This window comes from Plantibacter sp. AC185 (assembly GCF_979258065.1).
In genome coordinates this window covers 1493669-1517937 of the sequence record NZ_OZ409831.1, presented here as the reverse complement: position 1 = coordinate 1517937, position 24269 = coordinate 1493669, and the positions used below count along the sequence as shown (strand labels likewise).

General features: G+C 70.9%; 23 protein-coding genes. 7 read left to right on the top strand and 16 right to left on the bottom strand.

What is annotated here, in order from left to right:
* Positions 1-582: 582 nt before the first annotated feature.
* From ACZZZB_RS07180 to ACZZZB_RS07145, 8 genes are all read right to left on the bottom strand, one after another.
* Positions 583-1188, bottom strand: a complete 606-nt coding sequence (locus ACZZZB_RS07180; RefSeq protein ID WP_463529292.1) for a DUF6578 domain-containing protein — start codon at positions 1186-1188, stop codon at positions 583-585.
* Positions 1185-1787 (bottom strand): GNAT family N-acetyltransferase, encoded by a 603-nt coding sequence (locus ACZZZB_RS07175; RefSeq protein WP_463529291.1) that lies wholly within the window; start codon positions 1785-1787, stop codon positions 1185-1187. The genes ACZZZB_RS07180 and ACZZZB_RS07175 overlap by 4 nt, the downstream gene beginning before the upstream one ends.
* Positions 1788-1881: 94 nt before the next feature.
* Positions 1882-3021 carry a 3,4-dihydroxyphenylacetate 2,3-dioxygenase gene (gene hpaD / locus ACZZZB_RS07170; protein WP_463529290.1) on the bottom strand — a complete coding sequence of 380 codons (1140 nt, stop codon included), beginning with the start codon at positions 3019-3021 and terminating at the stop codon, positions 1882-1884.
* Positions 3022-3073: 52 nt separating this feature from the next.
* Positions 3074-4588, bottom strand: a complete 1515-nt coding sequence (hpaE, locus tag ACZZZB_RS07165; RefSeq protein WP_463529289.1) for a 5-carboxymethyl-2-hydroxymuconate semialdehyde dehydrogenase — start codon at positions 4586-4588, stop codon at positions 3074-3076.
* Positions 4585-5331, bottom strand: a complete 747-nt coding sequence (locus ACZZZB_RS07160) for a GntR family transcriptional regulator (protein ID WP_463529288.1) — start codon at positions 5329-5331, stop codon at positions 4585-4587. Before ACZZZB_RS07160 ends, hpaE begins: the two co-directional genes overlap by 4 nt.
* Positions 5328-6833 carry a fumarylacetoacetate hydrolase family protein gene (locus ACZZZB_RS07155; RefSeq protein ID WP_463529287.1) on the bottom strand — a complete coding sequence of 502 codons (1506 nt, stop codon included), beginning with the start codon at positions 6831-6833 and terminating at the stop codon, positions 5328-5330. The genes ACZZZB_RS07160 and ACZZZB_RS07155 overlap by 4 nt, the downstream gene beginning before the upstream one ends.
* Before the next feature lie 59 nt (positions 6834-6892).
* The gene (locus ACZZZB_RS07150; RefSeq protein ID WP_463529286.1) at positions 6893-7705 is read right to left on the bottom strand and encodes an HpcH/HpaI aldolase family protein; all 813 of its coding nucleotides are present in this window, start codon (positions 7703-7705) and stop codon (positions 6893-6895) included.
* Complete coding sequence (locus ACZZZB_RS07145) at positions 7690-8472, bottom strand: 2-keto-4-pentenoate hydratase (protein ID WP_463529285.1); 783 nt, start codon at positions 8470-8472, stop codon at positions 7690-7692. The genes ACZZZB_RS07150 and ACZZZB_RS07145 overlap by 16 nt, the downstream gene beginning before the upstream one ends.
* A gap of 157 nt (positions 8473-8629) precedes the next feature.
* Here ACZZZB_RS07145 and ACZZZB_RS07140 point away from each other — a divergent pair, with 157 nt between their 5' ends.
* Complete coding sequence (locus ACZZZB_RS07140; RefSeq protein ID WP_138946222.1) at positions 8630-10003, top strand: MFS transporter; 1374 nt, start codon at positions 8630-8632, stop codon at positions 10001-10003.
* 6 nt (positions 10004-10009) lie between these two features.
* Here the strand turns inward: ACZZZB_RS07140 and ACZZZB_RS07135 are convergent, their stop codons facing one another.
* The 3 genes from ACZZZB_RS07135 to ACZZZB_RS07125 all read right to left on the bottom strand — a co-directional run bounded on the left by ACZZZB_RS07135 (position 10010) and on the right by ACZZZB_RS07125 (position 12311).
* A complete protein-coding gene (locus tag ACZZZB_RS07135; RefSeq protein WP_463529284.1) occupies positions 10010-10708 on the bottom strand; it encodes an IclR family transcriptional regulator in 699 nt (232 codons plus the stop codon).
* Positions 10709-10787: 79 nt separating this feature from the next.
* Positions 10788-11672 carry a TolB family protein gene (locus ACZZZB_RS07130; protein ID WP_463529283.1) on the bottom strand — a complete coding sequence of 295 codons (885 nt, stop codon included), beginning with the start codon at positions 11670-11672 and terminating at the stop codon, positions 10788-10790.
* A gap of 66 nt (positions 11673-11738) precedes the next feature.
* Positions 11739-12311 (bottom strand): NADPH-dependent F420 reductase, encoded by a 573-nt coding sequence (locus tag ACZZZB_RS07125; RefSeq protein ID WP_463529282.1) that lies wholly within the window; start codon positions 12309-12311, stop codon positions 11739-11741.
* 105 nt (positions 12312-12416) lie between these two features.
* On the opposite strand from ACZZZB_RS07125, the gene ACZZZB_RS07120 reads away from it, so the two are divergent.
* A complete protein-coding gene (locus ACZZZB_RS07120) occupies positions 12417-12899 on the top strand; it encodes a MarR family winged helix-turn-helix transcriptional regulator (protein ID WP_079001201.1) in 483 nt (160 codons plus the stop codon).
* A 97-nt stretch (positions 12900-12996) separates the two neighbouring features.
* Positions 12997-13278 (top strand): hypothetical protein, encoded by a 282-nt coding sequence (locus ACZZZB_RS07115; protein WP_463529281.1) that lies wholly within the window; start codon positions 12997-12999, stop codon positions 13276-13278.
* An 80-nt stretch (positions 13279-13358) separates the two neighbouring features.
* Here the strand turns inward: ACZZZB_RS07115 and ACZZZB_RS07110 are convergent, their stop codons facing one another.
* Positions 13359-14567 carry a cysteine desulfurase-like protein gene (locus ACZZZB_RS07110; protein ID WP_463529280.1) on the bottom strand — a complete coding sequence of 403 codons (1209 nt, stop codon included), beginning with the start codon at positions 14565-14567 and terminating at the stop codon, positions 13359-13361.
* Between the two features lie 327 nt (positions 14568-14894).
* Between ACZZZB_RS07110 and ACZZZB_RS07105 the strand changes: the two genes are divergently transcribed.
* Positions 14895-15389 carry an FBP domain-containing protein gene (locus ACZZZB_RS07105; RefSeq protein ID WP_463529279.1) on the top strand — a complete coding sequence of 165 codons (495 nt, stop codon included), beginning with the start codon at positions 14895-14897 and terminating at the stop codon, positions 15387-15389.
* A 59-nt stretch (positions 15390-15448) separates the two neighbouring features.
* Here ACZZZB_RS07105 and ACZZZB_RS07100 read toward each other — a convergent pair whose 3' ends face one another.
* Positions 15449-16054 carry a TetR/AcrR family transcriptional regulator gene (locus ACZZZB_RS07100; protein ID WP_463529278.1) on the bottom strand — a complete coding sequence of 202 codons (606 nt, stop codon included), beginning with the start codon at positions 16052-16054 and terminating at the stop codon, positions 15449-15451.
* Positions 16055-16151: 97 nt separating this feature from the next.
* On the opposite strand from ACZZZB_RS07100, the gene ACZZZB_RS07095 reads away from it, so the two are divergent.
* Positions 16152-16952: an SDR family NAD(P)-dependent oxidoreductase gene (locus ACZZZB_RS07095; RefSeq protein ID WP_137242445.1), complete on the top strand. Its 801-nt coding sequence runs from the start codon at positions 16152-16154 to the stop codon at positions 16950-16952.
* A 51-nt stretch (positions 16953-17003) separates the two neighbouring features.
* Here ACZZZB_RS07095 and ACZZZB_RS07090 read toward each other — a convergent pair whose 3' ends face one another.
* From ACZZZB_RS07090 to ACZZZB_RS07080, 3 genes are all read right to left on the bottom strand, one after another.
* A complete protein-coding gene (locus ACZZZB_RS07090; protein WP_463529277.1) occupies positions 17004-17879 on the bottom strand; it encodes an endonuclease domain-containing protein in 876 nt (291 codons plus the stop codon).
* A gap of 109 nt (positions 17880-17988) precedes the next feature.
* Positions 17989-19137: a substrate-binding domain-containing protein gene (locus tag ACZZZB_RS07085; protein ID WP_085512005.1), complete on the bottom strand. Its 1149-nt coding sequence runs from the start codon at positions 19135-19137 to the stop codon at positions 17989-17991.
* Positions 19134-21020, bottom strand: a complete 1887-nt coding sequence (locus ACZZZB_RS07080; protein WP_463529276.1) for a hypothetical protein — start codon at positions 21018-21020, stop codon at positions 19134-19136. Before ACZZZB_RS07080 ends, ACZZZB_RS07085 begins: the two co-directional genes overlap by 4 nt.
* Before the next feature lie 200 nt (positions 21021-21220).
* Here ACZZZB_RS07080 and ACZZZB_RS07075 point away from each other — a divergent pair, with 200 nt between their 5' ends.
* Both ACZZZB_RS07075 and ACZZZB_RS07070 read left to right on the top strand, forming a co-directional pair.
* Positions 21221-22240 carry a hydroxyacid dehydrogenase gene (locus ACZZZB_RS07075; RefSeq protein ID WP_198425031.1) on the top strand — a complete coding sequence of 340 codons (1020 nt, stop codon included), beginning with the start codon at positions 21221-21223 and terminating at the stop codon, positions 22238-22240.
* On the top strand, positions 22240-24252 hold the full coding sequence (locus ACZZZB_RS07070; protein ID WP_463529275.1) for a DUF2264 domain-containing protein: 2013 nt from the start codon (positions 22240-22242) through the stop codon (positions 24250-24252). The genes ACZZZB_RS07075 and ACZZZB_RS07070 overlap by 1 nt, the downstream gene beginning before the upstream one ends.
* The last annotated feature ends 17 nt before the right edge of the window (positions 24253-24269 follow it).

Genomic DNA, 24269 nt, shown 5'->3' with positions numbered 1-24269 from the left:
GGTAGCCGACAAGTCGTGGTTCGACCTCGCCCGGTGGTGGGATGGTCCCGCGCGCTGCATGTGCTTCGGCTTCCGCGTCCGCGGCCGCCTGTTCCGCTGCTCGCGCTGCTGACCGAGCTCGTGCTGCCGACCGGGCGTCGGCGCCCTCGACCCCGCGCCGGGGCGGAATCCGAGGCGTCTCCTCCACGATGGGCGGCCCTGGCACAGTTTCATGGTGCGTCACGAACGGGGAGTGCGGTACGCCGATGTACACGCCGCTGCCTGGGGGACCGATCAGTCGCCTCGCCGCAGGCAGGGCTCCGAGTGGCAACGGAGGGCGCTCCGTGTGGACGAGGCGCGAGAGCACGGACACCGTCGCCAGCCTCGACAGCGTGCCCGTCAAGCACTCCGGAGCGGGGTCCTCCTCGTGGTGCCTCTCGACACCGTCGATCCGCGCCGCGAGATCGGCCCCGATCTCATCGATCAGCCAGGTCCGCTGTGTGTCGTCGACAGGCCAGACGGACAGCGTCGCCTGCTCTCCGGTTACCAAGGGGCCGCCGCAGCAGCGCCACTCCCAGCGGGTGAGCCAGAGCGTCCGCCGCGTCATGCGCCCACCTCCGTGTCCGGGACGTCGACATCGAGTTCGACGAGATAGCCGACCAGTCGGGGTTCGATCTTGCCGGGCGGTGGGACGCACCCGGGCGCTGCTGCTTCGAGCGCGTCCGCCGCTGCTCGTGCGGCTCGGGCCTCGGCTCGGATCTGGGCGTGGTCCTGCTCCGATTCCGGCGGGACCAGGGACGCCTCACGCACCACGGGCGGCCCGGCGACGACGTCGTGGTGCATGACGTATCGAGAGGGCCGCACCTCGGCGAACACGGGGCTGTCAGGGGAACCGGGAAAGCGCGACCCTGGGCCGGCGACCCCTGGTGGCAGCGGTGGCCGTTCGATGAGCGTCAGGCGTGAGGGCACCGAGACCGTCGCCGATCGGACCACCGTCCCGGACAATCGCTCGGGGGCTGCAGCACCGTCATGGTGCTGTTCGATGGCGTCGATGCGGGTGGTGAGGTCCGCGCCGACCGTCTCGACCAACCAGGCTTTCCGGTCAGCTGCTACCGGCCACACCGCGAAGATGACAGCGTCGCCCGTCGCGAACGGCTTGCCGCAGCACTCCCACTCATCCGAGCTGAGCCAGACCGTCCGCCGGGTCATGCGCCCACGTTCGGATCCGGGACGCTGAGTCGCAACGCCAACTCGGCCGTCGGCGCGGTGAGGACCCGCAGCGCGATCGCGTCGCCAGGCATCGGTACCCGACCGGTCTCGGTGAGCCCCCAGTGGCGGTACATCGCGGCCACCGCGGTCGCCCGCTCGTAGACGCCGATGAACGTCTGCGATTCCGTCCGATCTCGCAGCAGTGCGGCGAGGCAGGTCCGTCCGATGCTGCGTCCGCGTTCGGATGCCGTGACGGCGAGCTCGTGGACCACGACGGTGTCGTCCGGCTGGGCGAGGGCGGCGCTCGCCGCGTCGCTTCCCTCGGCGAGCTGCGCGAGGATGCCGAGCCAGGCCGGGTCTGCGTCGAGGCCGTGGGCGAGGGCGAAGCCGACGAGGCGCCCGCCGTCCGAGGCGGTGACGAGCCGCCCACCCCGGTGTCCGAGGTGCTCGGGCCCCCACTGCCGGATCGTCCCGAGGTCGAGCGCGTCCTCGTTGTACGGCTCGGCGGTGAACGCCTCCACGAAGAGCGCGGTGACGTCGTCCCACGCCGCTCCGGGTGCGGATCCGGTGAAACTCTCGAAGGCGACCGGCTTCGTCATCAGGCCAGCATAGAGACGGCGCACCAGTGTTCGTTCGCCCATGTTCGGGCGAGCAGACACTGCGTCGCCCAAAGATGGGCGAACGAACCGAGGCCTAGAGCGTGTTGCCGAGCTTGAAGCCCTGCGCTTCGTCGCCCTTGCGGGTGTAGGAGAAGCCGTCGGCACCGATGGTGACCTCGAGTTCGGAATCGTCGGTTCGAGAGACGACCGGCTTCGGCTCGCCGTCGAGGTCGAGCACGAGCGACGCGTCCGTGTACCAACTCGGCACGACGGCGTTGCCCCACCAGTCGCGCCGCTGGTTGTCGTGCACGTCCCACGTGACCACCGGGTTGTCGGGGTCGCCGGTGTAGTAGTCCTGGGTGTAGATCTCGATGCGGTGGCCGTCGGGGTCGCGGATGTACAGGTAGAACGCGTTCGAGACGCCGTGCCGGCCGGGGCCGCGCTCGATGACGTCCGACATCCGCAGCGCGCCGAGCTTGTCGCAGATCGCGATGATGTTGTGCTTCTCATGCGTCGCGAACGCCACGTGGTGCATGCGCGGTCCGTCGCCACCCGTCATCGCGGTGTCGTGCACCGTCGGCTTCCGGCGCATCCAGGCCGCGTACGTCGTCCCGGCCTCGTCCTGGATGTCCTCCGTCACGCGGAACCCGAGGTCCTCCATGTACGCGACCGCCCGCGGCACGTCGGGCGTCACCTGGTTGAAGTGGTCGAGCCGCACGAGCGCGCCCGGCGTGTACAGGTCGTAGCGCCACGCCAACCGCTCGACGTGCTCCACGTCGTAGAAGAACTCATAGGGGAACCCGAGTGGATCCTCCACGCGCACCGAGTCGCCGATGCCCTTCACATACCCCTCGGCCCGACGCTCCACCCGGCACCCGAGTTCCGTGTAGAAGGCGACCGCGCGGTCGAGGTCCTCAGGACTCCGCACCCGGTAGCTGAACGCCGCGACGGCTGCCGCCGGCCCCTGCCGCAGCACGAGGTTATGGTGGATGAACTCCTCGAAGCTCCGCAGGTAGACGGTCGTCTCGTCCTCCTCCGTGACCACGAGGTCGAGGACGTCGACGTAGAACTTCCGGCTCGCGGCGAGATCCGTGACGACGATCTCCATGTACGCGCAGCGGAGGATGTCCGGCGGGGTAGCGGCGGGTGTCGGGATGCGGTTCACCGGCACGGGGATCGGGTCGGTGGCGGTCAAGATGGGCTCGGCCGACGACGGGGTGATGGGGTTCGACATGATCTGCGTCCTTGCTGATCTCGGTTGCTGGGTGGAGGTCGACCGGGAGCGGTCAGTGCGCGGCCTGCAGCGGCCCGCCGGTCCCGAAGCGTGGGGAGTGCGCCTGGTTCAGCGTGATGTGCACCGCCTGCTGGTCGGTGTAGAAGTCGATCGAGCGGTAGCCGCCCTCGTGCCCGAGCCCCGAGGCCTTCACCCCGCCGAACGGGGTGCGGAGGTCGCGCACGTTGTTCGAGTTCAGCCACACCATCCCGGCCTGCACGTTCTGCGAGAAGGTGTGAGCGCGCTTGAGGTCGTTCGTCCAGATGTAGGCGGCGAGCCCGTACTTCGTGTCGTTCGCGAGCGCGAGTGCCTCCTCATCGGAGTCGAAGGGGGTGATTGCGACGACCGGACCGAAGATCTCCTCCTGGAAGATCCGTGCGGTGGGTGGGACGTCCGCGAACACCGTCGGCGCGACGTAGTTGCCGGTCGGGAACCCCTCGGGGCGACCGCCGCCGGCGACGAGGCGGCCCTCGGTCTTGCCGATCTCGACGTAGCCCATGACCTTCTCGTAGTGCTCGGGGTGCACGAGCGCGCCGACCTCGGTGGCCGGGTCGTTCGGGTGCCCGACGACGATGTTGCGGGCACGCTCGGCGTAGCGCTCGACGAAGTCGTCGTAGACACTCCGCTCGACGAGGATGCGGCTGCCGGCGGTGCAGCGCTCACCGTTCAGGGAGAACACCCCGAACACCGTCGCGTCGAGGGCGTCGTCGAGGTCGGCGTCGGCGAACACGACGGCCGGTGACTTGCCGCCGAGCTCCATCGAGAGCCCCTTCAGGAACGGCGCGGCGTTCGCGAAGATGAGCTGACCGGTGCTGCTCTCGCCGGTGAACGAGATGAGCGGCACGTCCGGGTGCTTCACGAGGGCGTCGCCGGCGTCCTCACCGAGCCCGTTCACGAGGTTGAACACGCCGTCGGGCACGCCGGCGTCGCGGAAGATGTCCGCCCACAGGCTCGCCGAGAGCGGGGTGAACTCCGCCGGCTTCAGGACGACCGTGTTCCCGGTCGCGAGCGCCGGAGCGAGCTTCCAGCTCTCGAGCATGAACGGCGTGTTCCACGGCGTGATGAGCCCCGCGACACCGATGGGCTTGCGGTTGACGTAGTTCACCTGCCGCCCGGGCACCTTGTAGGTGTCGTCGTGCTGGGCGACGATCAGGTCGGCGAAGAACCGGAAGTTCTCGGCGGCGCGCTTCGCCTGCCCGAGTGCCTGCGTGATCGGCAGCCCGGTGTCGAAGCTCTCCAGCTCCGCGAGGCGGGCGTCCTGCGCTTCGACGGCGTCGGCGACCCGGTGCAGGATCCGGCTGCGCTCGCGGGGGAGGAGCCGCGGCCACGGACCCTCGTCGAAGGCGCGCTTCGCGGCGGCGACGGCGAGGTCGATGTCCGCCTGCTTGCCGGCGGCGGCCTGGACGTAGGTCTCGTTCGACACGGGGTCGAGGACGTCGAAGGTGTCGCCGTCGACCGAGTCGACGAACGCGCCGTCGATGAAGTGCCGGATACGGTCGGGCAACGCTGCCGGAACGTGCTGGGTCATGGGTGGTTCCTCCGGTCGGTGGTGGACGGCGGTGACGACGGCGGGCGGGCCGTGGTGGGGGGCTGGTGCTCCGCCTGGTACGCGAGCATGGCGTCGAGCGTCGCGGTGCGGTGGTCGCGGGCGGCGATCTCGATCTCGAGCGGCTGCGCGCCGGCGGCGATGAGTTCGAGGATGCCGTCGTGCTCGGCGACCGACTCCCGCGCGCGGCCGGGCACGAAGCTGAACGTCGAATCGCGGAGTGCGGTCAGCCGCCGCCAGCCGCGATGGACGAGGTCGAGGACGTGCGGGTTCGGGCACTCCTCGAAGAGGACGGTGTGGAACTCCAGGTTCAGCGCCGTGAACGCGTGCGGGTCGAAGTCGTCGAGCGTGCGGCGCATCCGCTCGTTGATCTCTCGAGCGCGGGCCAGATGGTCGTCGGTGAGGTAAGCGGCACTCATCGAGGTCGCTGCGCCCTCGACGAGGGCGAGCGTCTGCATCGTGAAGAGGTACTCGGTCTCGTGCAGCATCGCGACCTGCGCGCCGACGTTGCGCTCGAACGTCACGAGCCCCTCGGCCTCCAGCCGGCGGATCGCCTCGCGCACCGGGACCACGCTGATGTCGAGCTCACCGGCGATCTGTCCGAGCACCAGCCGGTACCCGGGGACGAAGCGCCCCTCCTCGATGGCCTCGCGGATGAACCGGTAGGCGCGCTCGGACTTGCTGAGCGACGCTTCCTGCCCGGTCGTCGGGTGTGGTCCGCTCATCGTCCCTGCTCGCTCTCGTATCGCGCCCGCCACTCGGCGTTCAGGGGGAAGAGGCCGTCGACGGCGGCACCACCACGGACCTGCTCGGCGATCCAGGCGTCCTCCGCCTCCTGCACGACCGCCTCCGCGGCGACCTCGGCGGCGAGCGCCCGGGGGATCGCGATGACGCCGTCGCCGTCCCCGACGATCACGTCGCCGGGCAGGACCGTCGCCCCGCCGCAGGTGACCGCGACGTCGATCTCCCACGGCACATGGCGGCGCCCGAGGACGGACGGGTGCGGACCCTGCGAGAAGGTCGGCAGCTCGAACGCCGCGACCTGCTCGGCATCGCGGATGCCGCCGTCGGTGACGACCCCGGCCGCTCCCCGCTGCTGCGCACGAAGCGCGAGGACGTCGCCGACGGTGCCCGTGCCGCGCTCGCCGCGTGCCTCGATCACGATGACCTCCCCGGCTTCGACGGTGTCGAAGACGCGCTTCTGCGCGTTGAAGCCGTTCCCGCGCTCGGCGAAGAGGTCGGGCCGGTAGGCGACGAAGCGCAGGGTGCGGGCCACGCCGACCATGCGCGTGCCCGGTCGCGAGGCTTGGACGCCCTCGATGAAGACCTCGGTGTACCCGCGGGCCCGCAGCTTGGCGCTGAGCGTCGCCGTCGTGACCGAGGCGAGCTGCTCGGCGACCGCGGTGTCGAGCGGTTCGGCGACCCGATCACCGAGACCGTCCCGGTCCCTGACCTTGTCGAAGGGCAGACCCGCCGCCGCAGCGTCCCCCCAGGCCTCGATGCGCTGATGGTCGTCGACGGCCGGCTTCGCGCCGAACCCGCCGAAGGGTTCGGTGCCCTCGACGACCGTCGTCACGAGTCGACCGCTCGTCGGGGTGCCGGGTGCGGTCGGTGCGTCGACCTCGACCTCGACGACGTCACCGGGCACGACGACGGAGGAGCCGGCGGGTGTGCCGGTGAGGATGACGTCGCCGGGCTCGAGCGTCGCGAGCTGCGAGAGGTCGGCGATGAGCTGGGCGAAGGGGAAGAGCAGCGTGTCGCTCGTGTCGTCTTGGACGACGACGCCGTTGACCCAGGTGCGCACGCGGAGGGCGGCCGGATCGATCTGCTCGGCGGGGATGACGGACGGGCCGAGGGGCGTGTAGCCGTCGCCGCCCTTCGAGCGCAGGTTCGACCCCTTGTCGGCACTGCGGAAGTCGTAGAGCCCGAAGTCGTTCGCCGCGGTGACGCCCGAGACGTGCTGCCAGGCGTCCTCGACGCGGACGCGGCGGGCCGCGGTACCGATGATGATCGCGATCTCGCCCTCGAAGGCGAGCAGTTCCGCGCCGGCCGGACGCTCGATAGTGCCGCCCGTGCCTGAGACGGAGGACCACGGCTTGAGGAAGTACGAGGGGTGCTCCGGCGTGCGGCCGCGCTGGGCCGCTCGCGACGGGTAGTTGAGGTGGACGGCGATGATCTTGCCGCCCCCGCTGTTCGGGAGGCCTTCGATGCCCTGGTGCCTACTCATCACACGTCCTCGTTGTCGGTATCCAGAATCGTATACGATCCGGACGCGGTGGGAAAGGGTCAGTACCCGTCGCTGCGGGTCGCGTCGCTCCGGCCGTCGATGAAGCGCCCCGCCAACTGCTCGGACGCGCGCGCGAGGAGCGACACGTCCGCACCGACCAGGACGAAGGACGCCCCGTGGTCGAGGTAGTGCTCGGCCATGACGGGGTCGAAGGCGTTCACGCCGGCCGGCTTCCCGGCGGCGGCGGCGGCATCGAGCACCCGCTCGACAGCGCTGACCACGGTGGGGTGCCCCTGCTGGCCGAGCAGTCCGAGCGACGCCGAGAGGTCGGCCGGACCGACGAACACCGCGTCCACGCCGTCGACCGCGAGGATCTCGTCCGCCTGCTCCACGGCCTCCGCCGACTCGATCTGCACCGTGAGCGACACCGAATCGTTCGCCTGCGCGAGGTAGTCCTCGACCCGGTTCCAGCGGGAGGACCTCGCGAGCGCGCTGCCGACCCCGCGGACGCCCTGCGGCGGGTACCGCGCGGCCTGCACGAGCGCCGCCGCCTGCTCGGCCGACGACACCATGGGCACGATGAGGTTCTGCGCCCCGAGGTCGAGCACCTGCTTGATGACGACCGCGTCGCCGAACGGCACCCGCACCAGCGGACACACCGGGAAGGCGGCCACCACCTGCAGCTGTAGCTGGATGCTCTCCAGGGTGTTCGCCGAGTGCTCGCCGTCGATGAGGAGCAGGTCGAGCCCGCTGCCCGCCGCGATCTCCGCCGCGATCGGGCTGCCAGACACCACCCACATGCCGATGAGGGGGCGATCCGCGGTGCGCAGGCGCTCGCCGAAGGTCGGCGGGAGGGTCATTCGAATCGGCATGTCACGGCTCCCAGCCCCTGGTACTCGGCGTGCACGGTGTCGCCGCGCTCGACCCACATCGGTCTCGTGAAGGATCCGGCCAGCACGATCTCGCCGGCCGCGAGGCTGCCGCCGTGCTGGGCGAGCTTGCCGGCCAGCCACGAGACGCCGAGCGCCGGGTGGCCGAGGACGGCACCGGCGACGCCCGACTCCTCGATGGTCTGGTTGCGGTAGAGGAGCGCCGACACCCAACGGGGGTCGATCGCGTCCGGGCGGACCGGATTACCCCCGAGCACCATCGCCCCGAGCGCCGCGTTGTCGGCGATCGTGTCGACGATCGTGCGCCCCTGCAGTTCGATGTGGGAGTTGAGGACCTCGAGCGCGGGGACGACGTAGTCGGTCGCGTCGAGCACTTCGAAGATGGAGCAGCCCGGCCCTTGGAGCGGTCGGCCGAGGACGAAGGCGAGTTCGACCTCCACGCGCACGTTGGAGTAGGCGTCGAAGTCGAGCGTGGCGCCGGAGTCGAACACCTGGTCGTCGAAGATCACCCCGTAGTCGGGTTCCGTGATGCCGGTGGCCTGCTGCATCGCCTTCGAGGTGAGGCCGATCTTGTGGCCGACGACGCGCCGACCGGCGGCGATGCGGCGTTCGGCCCACAGCGCCTGCACGGCGTAGGAGTCCTCGATGGTCATGTCCGGGTGCCGGGCGGTGAGGAGGGGGATGACGCTCCGCTCCTCGTGCGCCGCCGCCAGCTCGTCGGCGATCGCCTGTCGTTCGTGATTTTGCATCGCGTCCCGTCCTCATCTGCATCGACTGCGGCTTGCGATCACGATACGGTGCGTCGTCATCGACTGCCTCTTGCGCGGTGACCACGATTGTATACGATGTGGTGTACATTCTGGCGGTCCAATGACGGGCCGCGACGGACAAAGGGGTCTCGAGACAATGACAACCGCATCTCTGGCGCGAGCGACGACGCCCGCGGAACTCCGGCGCGTGGCCTTCGCCACCGTCATCGGCACCACGGTCGAGTGGTACGACTTCTTCCTCTACGCGAGCGCCGCTGGACTCGTCTTCTCGCAGCTCTTCTTCCAACCCGCAGGACCGCAGGCCGCGCTGTTGCTGTCGTTCGCGACCGTCGGTGTGAGCTTCCTGTTCCGGCCGCTCGGCGCGTTCGTCGCCGGGCACTTCGGCGACCGCATCGGCCGGAAGAAGATGCTCGTCATCACGCTCTTCCTCATGGGAGCCGCCACGACGCTCATCGGTCTGCTGCCGACGTACGACCAGATCGGGATCATCGCCCCCGCCCTGCTCGTGTTCCTCCGCATCCTGCAGGGGCTGTCGACCGGCGGGGAGTGGGGCGGCGCCGTCCTCATGGCCGTCGAGCACGCCCCCACCGGCCGCCGCGGCCGGTTCGGTGCGTTCCCGCAGATCGGCGTCCCGATCGGACTGCTCCTCGCCTCCGGCATGCTCGCCCTCATGACGGGCGTGATCTCGCCCGGTGCCGCGTTCCTCGAGTGGGGCTGGCGGATCCCGTTCCTGCTGAGCTTCGTCCTGATCATCGTCGGCTACGTCGTGCGCCGGAAGGTCGATGAGAGCCCCGTCTTCGTCGCCCTCGCCCGCAACAAGGAGCGTCGCCGGGTCCCGATCGTCGAGCTCTTCCGCCACCATTGGCTGCTCGTGCTGCTCGCGGCGCTCACCTTCGCCGGCAACAACGCCGCCGGCTACATGACCACGGGCGGCTACATCCAGAACTACGCGACGACGCCGCTCGCCGACGGTGGCCTGGTGGGTATGGAACGGACACCGGTCCTGCTCGCGGTGACCGGGTCGGCCATCGTCTGGCTCATCGTCACGTGGTTCGCGGGTTCGCTCTCCGACCGGATCGGCCGACGCAACACCTACATCATCGGCTGGGTCGCGTTCCTGGCCACTGTCTTCGTGCTCTTCCCGCTCGTGAACACCGGCAACCCGTGGTTGTTGTTCCTCGGGCTCGCGCTGTTCACGATCGGCAACGGGTTCACCTACGGGCCGCAGGCGGCGTACTTCGCCGAGCTGTTCCCCGCCTCGATCCGGTACACGGGCGTGTCGGTCACCTACGCGATCGGCGCCATCCTCGGCGGCGCGTTCGCACCGACGATCGCGACCTGGCTGGTGCAGGTCACGGGGTCGTCGACGAGTGTCGCGTTCTACATCGCCGGCATGATCGTCATCGCCTTCGCGGCGACCCTCCTCCTGCGCGACCGCACGGGTATCCCGCTCGGTGGCGAGGCGGAGGACGAGCAGAGCCGTGGTCAGGTCTACGGCGCGCGGAGGTAGCCGCGGTCAGACTGACGACACGATGGTCGCGGCCCCCTCGATGAGGCGGGCCGCGATCTCGGTTTCGGGGCGACTGCTGGAGACGTAGACGACCGCGAGGGCGGCTGCCGGCGAGCCGTGCGCGGCGAGCGGTACGGCGACGGCGCGGAGGCCGGTGATGACCTCGTCGTGGCTCGACGCCCAGCCCTGTTCACGGACCACCGTCAGCTCGGCGCGGTGGTCGTCGTCGAGGGCGTCCGGCCACTGCGACGCAGGCAGCCGGGACGCGATCGCCTTGCCGGGCGCGCCGACGCCGACCGGGTGCCGGGTGCCTGGCCGCTGCGCGATCGACCCCATCGTGTGCCGTGGCTCGACGCTGACGAGGGTCACGATCTCGTCGCCGTCCAGCACGGTGAGGAAGCAGGTCATGCCGAGCTCGTTCGCGATCGCCGTCAGCTCGGGCAGGGCGGCGGCCTGCAGGTCGTGGGAGACGCTGGCGGCGAGGGCTGCCAGGCGCGATCCGAGCGCGATCCGTCCGGCACCGTCGCGGACGACCAGGCGGTGGTCTTCGAGCGTGCGCAGCAGGCGGTAGGTGACGCTGCGGTGCAGGCCGAGCGTCGCGCTCAGGGCGTCGATCGTGAGCGGGGTGCGCGCGTCTGCCAGGACCTCGAGGATCCGGATGCCGCGCGAGAGCGTCTGGGAGTGGGCGCTGCTGGCATCGGTCACGCTCCGACCCTATCGACGAGCCCCCTGAGTTGCCCGGATCGGTGCGATTCTTCGCCGAAACCGCGCAGAATCGGGCGATTCAGCTCGTGATCGGGTAGGCGACGAAGGCGAACCGTGAGCTGTCGGGGGCCCAGCTGTTCACGTTGAGCGTGCCCTGGCCGCCGAACAACGGGTAGCGGCGGAGCGGGGTCGCCCAGTCGTCGGTCGAGACGAGCCGGACCTCGACGTCGAGATCGGCGGGGTGTCCGATCGTGCCGGCGGGGAAGGCGATGTACGAGGCCAGTCGAGCATCGGGGGAGAGGTGCGGGAACCAGTCGACGGTGTCGCTCACGACGAGCTGCTCGAGCTCGCCGCCGCCGTCCGGGATCCGCGCGAGCTGGGCATGGCCCGGGGCCGTGCCGAAGTGTTCCGTGTTGCAGAGCAGCCACCGGCCGTCGGGCGACCACTCCGGGCCGTCGAGGTGGCCGTCGCCCGTGTCGAGGACGGTGACGGGACCGCCGCCTTCGACCGCCGGAGCGAGCGCGAGTCGACCGGGGTGCTCGAAGCCTTCGAGTTCGACGTACGCGATCCGCGTGCCGTCGGGCGAGACGCCGTGGAGGAAGTGCCACCGGTCGTCGTCGGCGGTGAGCTTCGTGACCGGTCCGCCGGTGAGGGCACCGCGGTAGATGTGACCGTCCATCGCCGAGAGGAGGATGTGTTCGCCGTCGGGGTCGAGGACGTGGTCGTTGTTGAGCTCGGGGAGGCCGTGGAAGTCGATCGGCGTGAGCCCCGCGGTCGGGTCGTCGACCGTGAGCGCCCAGAGTCGCCCGTTGCCGTTGAGGTACAGCGTCCGGCCGTCGAGGGACCAGTTCGGCGCTTCGATGAGGAGCTCGTCGGTCTCGAAGAGGAGGACGGGCGCGTCATCGTGCGGCCCGCCGAGCAGGACGCTGGAACGCTGGCCGGGGACGAGGGCGCGGAAGGTCATGCGCCCATCGTCCTCCAGTCCGTCGTGATCCGGGAGGATCGTTCCTCCCGGATCACGATCCGACGACTACTTGACGAGCGCGAACCCCGCGGTCCAGGAGATCTTCTCCGACGCCGCCAGCGTGAGCTGCAGGAAGCCGATCGCCTCGAGTTCGTGGGCGCGCTTCAGGGACCCGGCGTCGACGGCCTCGAGGCCACCGGCGGTCACGAGCTGCTGGAGTGCGGCCTTGGCGTCGGCGTCGTCCCCGGCGATGAGGACCGTGGTGGCCACGTCGCCGACCTGCTTCGCGGCGAGGGTAGCGGCGAAGTTCGTGTTGAAGGCCTTGAGGACGTGGGAGCTCGGGAGCTTCGCCTGCAGTTCCGCTGCAGCCGAGCTGCCGGCGGGGACGGTGAGGCCGTCGAAGGTCGAGAAGTCGAGGGGGTTGGTGATGTCGACGACGACCTTGCCCGCGAGCTGGTCGGCGTACTGCTCGACGATCGTCGCGAGGGCCGGGTAGGGGACCGCGAGGACGACGATGTCGCCGGTGATCGTGCCGGTCTCGGCCGATCCGAGGTGGTCGACGGAGGCGCCGCCTGCTGCGAGGACACCGGCGATGGCGCTGCCCATGTTGCCGGTTCCGAAGATGGTGACGTTCGTCATGACGATGCTCCTTCTCGTGGCCGCCTGGTCACGGGTCAATTGGTTGTTGGTACAACTAACGTAACACCGGTTAGTTGTAGGCGCAACTATTGCTACGCTGGAGACATGACCGAGACGCGATGGCTGAGCGACGACGAGCAACGCTCCTGGGTGCGCTTCGCCGCGGTGCTCGAACTCCTGCCGGCCGCGCTCGACCTCCAGCTCACGCGGGACGAGCACCTGACGCACTTCGACTACTTCACGCTCGCGATGCTGTCCGAGACCCCGGGCCGCACGCTGCGCACCTCGGCGCTCGCGGCCCGGACGAACGCGACGCTGCCTCGTTTGTCGCGGGTGCTGACGCGCTTGGAGGAGGCCGGCTTCGTGGCACGGACACCGTGCCCGGAGGATCGACGGGCGACGAACGTGACGCTCACCGATGCGGGCTGGGACAAGGTCGTCCAGGCCGCGCCGGGCCACGTCGAGCACGTGCGGTCCCTGGTCCTCGACGCACTGACGCCGGCGCAGATCGAGCAGCTCGGCGAGATCTCCGCAGCCCTCCTGACGAAGCTCGACCCCGACGGACGGATGTTCGCCAGCGAGGCCTGATCTCCGTCACCTGGGGGATTCACGGCGGTCGAGGGCTGCGTAGCGTGGGGCTCGACGTCGTGGACACCACCGAGCGCGACGCGGATCGGAGCGAATGATGACCGGATCGACGCAGCCCGAACCTGCACCACACGGGGACGAGGTGCCCCAGGACGGTCCTGCCTCGGCGCAGCCCGAGTCGACGCCGCCACCCACATCGATGAACGGCGGGACGACCTCCGTCTGGTACTTCGTCGGCGCCACGTTCCTCTTCGCCGGACCCCTGATCTTCGGTGTCGACGACTTCGGGTTCTTCCGGATCATCACCCTCGTCCTCGGGGCGGTCGTCATGGTCGCCGGGTTCGTCGTCCTGCGACGTGAGAGCGGCAAGCGGTCCTGAGGGCGCTGTCGCCGGGCCGGCTCGCCAACCGTTCAACCGGCGAGCCGGTCAGCCAGCGAGCCGGTCAACCGGCGAGCCGGTCAGTCCGCGAGGAAGGCTCTGATGCCGTCGAGCAGGCGGTCGACGTCCTCGTCCGAGGTGTACGGGGCGACGCCGACGCGGAGGCCGCCGACGTCCTCGAGGCCGAGCGCCGCGAACGGCTCGACCGCGTAGAACGAGCCCGCGGGTGCGAGGACGTCGCGGGCGGCGAGGAACGCTGAGACGTCCGCTGCACGCCTGCCGGGGAACGTCATGAACAGCGTCGCCGTGCGCTCGGCGGCTCGCGAGTGCAGCTCGACGAGCGGGCCGAGGTCGGCGAGCTCGTCCTCGATACGGGTGCGCAGCTCGAGTTCCCGCTGGTGGACGGCAGCGGCGGAGGCCACGAGACGGTCTCGTCTCGTCGTGGCGTCACCGGGGTCGATCGACGCGAGCACGCCGATGGCCGCCGTCACGCCGGCCATGAGCTCGTAGGGCAGCGTGCCGAACTCGAAGCGCTCGGGCACCACGTTCGTCGACGGCAGCAGCTTGTCGGGGTGGATCGACTCGAGCAGCGCCGGCGACGCGGCGAGGACACCGCAGTGCGGCCCGAAGAACTTGTACGGCGAGCAGACGAAGAAGTCGGCACCGAGGGCCTCGACGTCGACGACGTGGTGCGCCGTGTAGTGGACGCCGTCGACCCAGACGAGCGCGCCGACCGCGTGCGCCCGGTCGGCGATCGTCCGCACCGGCGGGATGGTGCCGAGGAGGTTCGACGCTGCGGTCACGGCGACGAGCCGGGTGCGCTCGCCGAGGGTCGCGTCCAGCGACTCGAGGTCGAGCTCGCCGGTCCTGGCATCGAGCTCGATCCAGCGCACCGTCGCGCCGGCGCGTTCCGCGGCCTGGACCCACGGGCGGAGGTTCGCGTCGTGGTCCAGCCGGGACACCACCACCTCGTCGCCCGCCGTCCAGCCGCGGGACAGGTGCTTCGCGAAGTCGTAGGTGAGCTGGGTCGCGCTGCGACCGTAGACGATGCCGCTCGGGTCGGCGGCGAGGAGGTCCGCCATCGCAGCGCGGAAGGCGACGACCGCGTCGTCAGCCCGTCGTTCGGAGGCGACCGAGGTCCCTCGGTTCGAGAGCGGCCCGGTGAGGGTGTCGAGGATGGCCTGGCCGACGGCGAGCGGCGTCTGGGTGCCGCCGGGGCCGTCGAAGTGGGCGATGCCCGAGGCGAGGGAGGGGAATGCGGTGCGGAGGAGGGCGACGTCGAGGGTCATGCGTCCATCCTGCCGCGCCGGGAGCCTGAACGTGCGGACCAGGGGAGCGAGCGCGCCATCGCTTGATACAGTGCCTGTGTGTCCATGCTCATCGCTCCGCCCCGTGTCGGGCGTCTGGAGGTCGTCGGCGTCCGCAACGCCGGCCCGAGAGAGCAGCGCACCCGGTCGACCACCTCGCCCACCCGGTGAGGACGTCGGCCTCGTCCATCGCGCTCGTGCGAGCGACGACGACGGGGCCGCGCACCCTGACGCACCCACCGCAGCGCATCGACGCGCGGAGGGTCTCTCCGCCGTCTCCACGACGGCCCAGCCGAAACCGGTGAACCCATGATCCCCCTGAACGAATCCCAGATCCGAGCCTCCTTCGTCAACGCGTCGCGCAAGGAGGTCAGTGACGTGAGCCTTCCCGTCGACCTCGACACGCTCGACTTCGAGGTGCATGACTTCCTCGGGTGGCGCGACAAGAAGCTGCCGCGACGCGCGTACGTGGTCACGATCGTCGACGGCGAACCCGTCGGCATCCTGCTCCGGCAGGCCGACGCGATGCCCCGCACCCGGCCGCAGTGCGCGTGGTGCCAGGACATCACGCTCAGCAACGACGTCGTGTTCTACAGCGCGAAGCGGGCCGGACAGGCCGGCAAGAACGGCGACACGGTCGGCACGCTCGTCTGCGCCGACTTCCAGTGCTCGGCCAACGTGCGGAAGCTGCCGCCGCTCGCCTACGTCGGTTTCGACGCGGAGGCGGCCCGCCAGGAGCGCATCGCGACGCTCAGCGTCCGTGCCGCGTCCTTCGCCTCCTCGATCCTGAACGGCGTCGGCTGACCCGCTGAGTCGCCCGGATCTGCGCGAGATCCGGCTGATTTTGTGCAGATTCTGGCGACTCAGGGCTCGGGAGTCAGGCCCCGCCAGAAGAGGTCGACGGCACTCGTCACGAGGTCGTCGGCCGGGACGCCGTCGAGCAGGCCGCCAGAGGCGAGCGCGGCGATGCCGTGGAAGGTCGCGAACGCGACGAGCGCGATGTGGTGCGGATCGCCGGCGGTGATCGCCCGAATCTCCTGCCCGGCGGTGACGACCCGGACGACGATCTCCATCGAGGCGTGACCGGCGGCGAGCAGCTCCTCCCGGGCATCGGGCGCGTGCTTGAGGCCGAACATGAGCGAGAGGAGGGTCGGCTGAGCGAGCGCGAAGCCGACGTACGCTCGGGCCAGTGCGTCGACCTGTTCGCGGGCACCTGCCGACGACGTGACCTCGGCTTCGGTCGCCCGCTCGAGCGCCGCGGAGAGACGACGGAAACCGTCTTCGGCGAGCGCGTCGAGGAGGGCCTGCTTGTCGCGGAAATGTCGGCTCGGCGCCGCGTGGCTGACGCCGGCATCGCGGGCGAGGCGGCGCAGCGACAGCTCGTCGACGCCGTCCGTCTCGAGGCTGGCTGCGGCCGCCTCGAGGAGCGTCCGGCGGAGGTCTCCGTGGTGATAGGGCTGGGCTGACACGAGACGAGCCTACCGCCATGTTGACATTGACAACACGAGCAGAGACGGTGATGATGTCACTGACAACATTCGTGTACCGCCAGCTGAAGGATTCCCCATGACACTCGATCTCCGCGGTGGCACCGCACTCATCACGGGCGCGAGCTCCGGCCTCGGCGTCGAGTTCGCCAGACGGTTCGCGAACCGCGGGTCGAACCTGGTGCTCGTCGCAAGGCGCGCGGATCGCCTCGAGGTGCTGGCGGCCGAACTCCGGTCTGCCTCGGGTGTCGAGGTCACGGTTGTGCCGGCCGACCTCGCCGTCGCGGGTGCCGCCGATTCACTCCACGAGGAGCTGGATCGCCGCGGCATCCGGATCACCTCGCTCGTCAACAACGCCGGGTTCGGCAGCCACGGTGCCTTCGACCAGGCGGACCCGGAGCGCATGACGGGAGAGATCCAACTCAACGTCGGGACCCTCGTCGAGCTCACGCGTGCATTCATGCCGCAGTTGCTCGAGGGGTCCGGCGCCCTGGTGACGGTCGCGAGCACCGCTGCCTACCAGCCGACGCCGGGCATGGCTGTCTACGGCGCGACGAAGGCGTTCGTGCTGAGCTTCACCGAGGCGCTCTGGGCAGAGGCTCGCGGCACCGGGCTGCGGGTGCTCGCTGTGAGCCCCGGACCCACCAAGACCGAGTTCTTCGACGTCGTCGGGAGCGAAGACGCTGCCGTCGGCCGCAAGCAGACGAGCGCGCAGGTCATCGACACCGCGTTCCGCGCGCTCGACCGGGCTGACGGTGGCCCCAGTGTCGTGTCCGGCCGCAGCAACCACCTCACCGCGCTCGCGACTCGGCTGCTGTCGCGTCGGACGCTCGCCCGCACGAGCGCCCGTGTCCTCGGCGGCGTGCGGATGGCCCGCTGAGTCGCCCGGATCTGTCGAAAATCCGGCCAATTTCGTGCAGATTCGGGCGACTCAGCGGCCGGCGAGAGCGGCGCGCACCGAGGCGACGACGGCGCGGAGGTCACGGAGATCGTCGGCCGTCAGTTCGATGACCGTCCAGCCCGCGGCTCGCAGGCGGTTGGAGCGCGCGCGGTCCTTGCGCCACCGGTCGACCTCGACCCGGTGATAGTCGCCCTGGTATTCGATGACGATCCGCGCTGCACGGTGACAGAGGTCGGCGCGGGCGAGGAACGAGCCGTTCGCCGCCCGGATCTCCTGGTTCGGCTCGAACCCGATGACGCCTCCGCGGACGAGCGCGACGCGGACGATGGACTCGGGCGGTGATTCCGCGCGGTGATCGAGCAGCGGGAGTGCGGCGGCGATGGCTCCACGGCCGCGCCGACTCGGATAGCGGGCTGCAGCCTCCTCCAATTCGGCCAGGCCCGCGGTACTCGTCCGAAGCAGATGGTCGCCTGTCGCGACGAGATCGGCGAGCGGGAGCGTCGCGGCAAGGTCCAGCCACGTTCGAACCGGACTCGTCAGCCTGATGCCGCCGTGGACGATCACGTCGTCCTCGTCGTCGATCGTGATCGACCGACCGGCGATCCCGGCGGCGTGCGGAGCGCGAGCCGGGGCGGCCACGGCGAGGTCGAGGCGATCGGGGGTGGAGAGCCGGTACGGGAGCGGCAGGCCGAGCAGGAGCGCAGCGGTCGGACCGCAGACGAAGACCTGGTCGGACAAGCGGTGGAGGAATGCGCGGCAGCGATCCTCGACCGTCTCCACCGGACGGGCGGACCGGATCCCGTGACCCGGCCTCTCGAGCCGACGACTGCGGAGTTCGCCGGGTGTCATCCCGCTGCGGAGCGCGTCGCCGACGAGGAACGGTCCGTCCGGAAGTTCAGCTGGCATCCCTTCACTGTGCCTCCGCGGAGTGGTTCCCCGTCCACGTTCTCCACAGGTCCGCTGAGTCGCCCGGATCTGCACGGAATCCGGCCGATTTCGCGCAGATTCGGGCGACTCAGGCGGGCGGGGCGGTCAGGGACGAGGCGCGGACCTGCAGCTCGGGCAGGACCTGGGTGCGCTGCGTCGGGCGACGACGGCCTTCGGACAGGCGGGCGACCATCGTCTCGACGGCCATCCGACCGATGTGCTGCTTCGGCGGGCGCAGCGCGGTGATGGGCGGCTCGCCGTTCTCCGCCACCTCGTCGTCGTAGGCGACGATCGCGAGGTCCTCGGGGATCCGCACACCGCGGTCGAGGCAGTGGTGCTCGAGCAGGATCGCCTGCGGGTCGGCGTGCACGAACAGCGCGGTGGTCCCCGTGGCGAGGCATTCGTCGACGAGCGCACCCAGCCGGGCGTCCCTGGCACCGTTCTCGACGTCGTCGATCTCGGCGTTCACCGTCAGGCCCGTGTCCAGCCCCAGGTCGGCGGACGCCCTGGCCCACCCACGCCGCAGGTGGTCGGAGGTGGGGGAGTGCCGCGCCGCGGCGATGCCGATGCGACGGTGGCCCTGTTCGTACAGGTGGCGGACGGCGAGCACCGCGCCGAACTCGTGGTCCGTCGTCACCCACTCCAGTGAGCGCAGCGCGAGCGATGACGGCGCGCGGCGCTCGGCCAGCACGACCGGGATCGGCAGTGCATCGAGCCAGGCGAGGAGGGCGTACCCGTCCTGGCCCGCGGTGTCGGGTGCGGCGATGAGCCCGTGGATCCCACCCGTCTCGACGAGCGCGGCCATCTGCCGGCGCTGGTCGGCCGGGTCGTAGGACGATCCGCGGAGCACGAGCTGCGAGCGGCTGAGGGCGGCCGTGGCGCGGGCACCGTTGACGATCTGTGGCCAGTAGTAGCTGAGCGACGGCACGACCATGCCGATGCGGTACCTGGCGGGGCCGGCGGCGTCGGCTGATCGCGCGACCGTCTGGTCGAGGGAGCTCCGGGCGGTCGCGCCACCGTGGACCCGCGTGACGAGCCCGAGGTCGGCGAGTGCGGTGATGTCGCGTCGGATCGTCAGCTCCGTGACGCCGAGGATCACGGCGAGTTCGCGGACGACGACGGAGCCGTTGCGTCGGACCTCGTCCATGATGCGTTCGCGGCGCTCGATGCCGAAGACCTGCGAGGGTCCGGTGCCGCCCGTCGGTCCCCGGTCGCCGGAGACGCCGTCGTCGCTCATCGTGCTGCCTCCACGGTGACGAGCAGACGATCCGCATCGGGACGCGGGAGCAGCCGCACGCGGGTGATCGTGTCGCCCCAGGACGACCGCATCATCGGGTCGTCGAGTCGGACGACCTCGATCGCGACCTCGTCCGCGTCGTGCTGGAGCATCACGTCCCGGACGTCGGCGACCGGCCGGCGGACGCGCAGGGTCACCGGATCGACCTCGATCACGTCGCCCCACAGCATGAGGGTGACGGCCGTGCCCGCCGTGTCGTCGAGCGTCCAGACGTCCTCGATCACGACCCGCGACGACGTGCGGTCGAGCGTCGCGGTCCTGCGCCAGTGTTCGTGCTCCGCCAGACCGTAGGCCGCGGCGAGGTCCATCGACCAGCTCGCCTGCGCGCCCCGGTCTCCGCCCCGGCGATCGCGCGCCGCGAACGCCGGACCGTGCTGCTGCAGCAGACCGCGCGGTCCCGGGACGCTGTGCCAATCGCTGCGCATGCACCAGATGTCGTAGCGGTCCGGGCCGAAGGTCCGCGCGTCGTAGGTGGGTCGCCCGGGATCGATGACCGCGGGGACGCCGTCGAGCGCGACGATCACGCTCCCGAGGTCGTTGTGGTTGTGGTTCTCGTCGTTGTGGCCGCCCTTGAGGCCGACCGCGAGTCCGTCGGATCGCCCGTCGTGCTCACGGGCGAGACTCACACCGATCGACGGCAGGTCGACCGAAGCCGGCAGCGGCAGGGCTGCGCTCCGGGCGTCCGCGACCGCCCACGCATGATCGAGGCAGACGCGGACGAGACGCCCGAGTCCGGCCCGGTCCGTGGCGACGGGGGCGTCGGGATCGCGATGTGCCGTTGCGTACGCGACGACGTCCGGTAGCTCGAGTCGCCGGCCCCAGCGATGCAGCAGATCGAACGGGAGCGTCCGATCACCGCGTGCTCGGGCATCCGCGACGTTCACGTACCAGTCGGCGGACAGCTGCATCCGCAGCGGGAAGCGGAGTGACTCGGGCAGCAGGTCGAGGCCGTCGAGCGCGAGGCGACCTCCGGCGAGACGATCGAGGGTCTCGACCGCCTCGAGGGCGCGAGCCGCTCCGTTCCACCAGTACTCCCAGCCCTCGTCGATCGCGCCGTCCCGGGGGAGGCCCGCCAGGTAGCGGTCGATGCCGTCGACCGCTCGGTCGATGACGAGCTCGGCGCGGTCGGGGCTGCAGAGCACCGCTGCCGCGGCGATCGTGTTGCCGAGGATCCAGGGGTTCCAGTTGTGGAGGACGACCGGCTCGCCGTCAGGGTCGACATCGAGGCCGAGCCAGTGCCAGTCGTCGCGCTCCAGGAACGGCCGGAACACCCGCTGCTCGGCCTCGGCTCGCAGCCGGTCGGTGAGGCCCGGGTAGCGCTCGTCGAGCTCGTCGCCGAGGACGGCGATCGCCCAGGCGACGGCCGCGACCGCCTCGCCGGCGCCGAGGTCGAGGAACGGTTCGTCGAGCGACGGCGTGACCGTCCCGAACCGGCGGAACGCGTCGTCGTGGGCCGCCCAGCACCAGGTCGTCTGCTCCGCGAGGAGCCACAGGCCGTCGGCGACCTCGGCGAGCGGGTCGTGCGGCGCGGCCACCGCCACACCGGCTGCGGACGCGGCGGCGAGGACCACGGCGCGGGAGAGGCGTGCGAGTCGGTCACCGACCGCCGTCTCGTAGGAGAGGCGCTCCCCGGCGAGCGGGTAGGCGCTGTACTGCGAGAAGAGCGGCTGCGGCCAGGGCGTCGCCGCGCGGTCGGTGGTCGCGGACTCGCGCGTCGCCTGGGCGACGAAGGAGTCGAGCAGCCGTCGGTCGATCGAGCTCCAGTCGCCGTCCGGCACGATGGACCGGAGTGCGGTCGCCGGGCGCTGTGACCACGCCGTCACCAACGGGCCGCGCGATCGACGTCGCTCATCGATGGCCGGTGTAGCGGGTGCGGTCTGCGAGGGTGGATTCACGACGTCTCCATGATCATCTTCGATCGAGCTTGTTCGTTTGTGATCGACTGTTTTGACTCCGATCGGATTGGAGTATTCACTACCTGACAACCGCATGCAACCGCGGCCCACTCGAAGGAGAGCACCAGATGTCGAACGCCGCGCGCCCCGCAGCCCTGGTCGCCATGTGGCCCGACGTGTTCTCGACGCTCTTCGACGACGCCCGCCTGGCCCGGCTCCACGCACTGTGCGAGGTCCGCGACGACGAGACCACCGGCGACCTCGACGACCCGGCGCTCGCCGCACGGCTCGCGGAGGTCGAGGTGCTCATCACCTCGTGGGGCACCCCGCCGCTCACGGCGGAGCGACTCGACCGCATGCCCCGGCTGCGCGCGGTCTTCCACTGCGCCGGCACGGTCCGCTCGCTCGTGACCGACGCGGTCTGGGAGCGCGGCATCGTCGTCACCACGGCCGCCGAGGCGAACGCCATCCCGGTCGCCGAGTTCACCTTCGCCTCGATCGTGCTCGCCGGCAAGCGGGCACAGGTCTTCGCCCGCGACCCGCGGGCGCACCGTCGCGAGTGGCGCACCCTGCTCGAGACCACGAACCTGTCCAACCTCGGACGCCGCGTGGGCGTCGTCGGCTTCTCGCGCATCGGCCGTCGCGTCGTCGCCCTGCTCCAGCAGCTCGACGCGGTCGAGGTGCTCGTCGCCGACCCCTACGCCGACGCCACGGCCGTCGCCGCGGCCGGAGCCCGACTCGTCCCGCTCGACGAGCTCCTGCCGAACGTCGACGTGCTCTCGCTGCACGCCCCGGAGCTCCCGGAGACGAAGCGCATGATCGGGGCTGCCCAGCTCGCGGCGCTCCCGGACGGCGCCACGGTGATCAACACGGCCCGCGGGAGCCTGCTCGACACCGACGCCCTCGCGGCGGAGTGCGCGAGCGGACGCCTCGACGCGATCCTCGACGTCACCGACCCGGAACCGCTGCCCGTGCACTCGCCGCTGCTCGACCTCCCGAACGTCTCGATCACCCCGCACATCGCGGGCTCCCTCGGCCGGGAGACGCTGCGCATGACGGACGCGGCGCTCGACGACCTCGAGCGGTTCCTCAACGGCGAGCACCCGCGCGAAGCCGTCCGGGTCGCCGACCTGGGGGTGAGCGCCTGATGGTCGCGCTCCTGACCGCCCCGGCGTCGGAGACACTCGCCCTGGACCGTACCCTGTCACCGTCGACCGGCTGGACGCGCAGGCACTGGGAGGACCTCGCGGACCGGCTGCTCGGCGGTGCCGAACCCTTCACCTCGCCCGGTCGTGCCCGCATCCTGTTCCCGGGTGCGCCAGGCGGCTACGGCTCCGACATCGACGGCCTGGAGGGGTTCGCGCGGACGTTCATGCTCGCCGCCTTCCGCATCGCCGGTGATCCCGCACGGACGGGCGACCTCGTCGAGCGCTACGCCGCCGGCCTCGCAGCGGGCACCGACCCGGACTCCCCGGAGCGGTGGCCGCGGCCCGACGAGGTCGACCAGGCCAAGGTCGAGGCCGCAGCCATCGCGATCGGACTCCACCTCACCCGTGCCGAACTCTGGGACCGTCTCGACGACCGGACCAAGCGCACGACGATCGACTGGCTCGCCACCGTCATCGGCCAGCCGTACCCGCCCATCAACTGGGTGTGGTTCCGTATCGTCGTCGAGGAGTTCCTGCGCACGGTCGGCGGCCCGTTCTCGGAGGCGGACCTCGAGGAGGACCTCGCGATCGCGGACGGTTTCTTCCGCGAGGACGGTTGGTTCGCCGACGGCGGCACGCGCGCCTACGACCACTACACCGGGTGGGCGCTCCACCTCTATCCGGTGCTGTGGCGCACGATGCTCGCGCCGGGCCACCCGCATCAGGCTCGGCTCGACCGCTACGACGCCCACCTCGACCGCTACCTGGAGGACGCCGTCACGCTCGTCGGCGCGAACGGTTCGCCGCTCGTGCAGGGGCGGAGTCTCATCTACCGCTTCGCCGCCGCCGCGCCGTTCTGGGCCGGTGCCATGGCCGGGTCCACCGCGCTCTCGCCGGGACTCATCCGTCGAGCGGCCAGTGGAGTCGTGTCGCACTTCGGCGCCGCCGGCGCCCCCGACGACCGCGGGATCCTGACGCTCGGCTGGCACCAGGAGTGGAGGCAGCTCGCACAGTCCTACTCCGGCCCAGGTTCGCCCTACTGGGCGTCGAAGGGCATGCTCGGGCTCGCGCTCCCGGCCGACCACCCGGTGTGGACGGCCATCGAGGAACCACTGCCGATCGAACGGGGCGACGTCCTCCGCACCATCGTCGCCCCGGGCTGGATCGTCAGCGGGACGACCGCCGACGGCATCGTCCGCGTCGTCAACCACGGGACGGACCACGCGAACGACGGCGTCGCCCAACGCGACGCCCCGCTGTACGCACGCCTCGGGTATTCGACGGCGACCGCGCCGGTGCTCTCCGCCGATGCCCGCGACCCGTTCGACGGATCGGTCGTGCTCCTGGACGCAGAGGGTGTCCCGAGTCACCGTTCCGGGTTCACCCGAGGTGCCCTGACGCCGCTGCCGGCCTCCGACGGTTCGTCCTCCGGTTGGTCGACGTCCTCCGGTCTCGCCCGCTGGATCGACGCCGATGCCGACGGCCCGGACCATGGCCACGGCCACGCCGCGGACCGGACCCGGACCGGCGCGCGGATCGACCTCTGCTCAGCCGTCCGCGGGCCCTGGGAGGTGCGGTTCGTCCGCGTCGTCCCGGGCACCGGCGACGAGGTCCCGCTCGGCGCGCTCCGTGTCGGCGGGTGGACCGTCAGTGGTCGTGACCTGACCGTCGCCACCGACCAGACCTCGGCGGTCGCCGTCGCCGACGGCGTGCGTTCGGCCGTCGTCGCGCTCCCGAGCGAGCACGACCCGCTTCCGACCGGCGCGCTCCGGTCGGGCGTCCGGGACCTCGACGACGCCACCCCGCTCGGACCCCGTTCGGGCACGCCGTGGTGCGAGACCGACGGTCCCGTCCGCCCGGACCACTGGCACGCGTTCGCGCTCCTCCTGGATGGCGCCACGCAGCCGGGCGTCGTCGCCCCGGCGATGGCGGGCGTCGCCGGGTCCACCGCCCGCACGATCACCTGGCCGGATGGCGCGACGACGTCGCTCGACCTGCCCGCGTCGCACTGACGCCCACCGACCGCTCC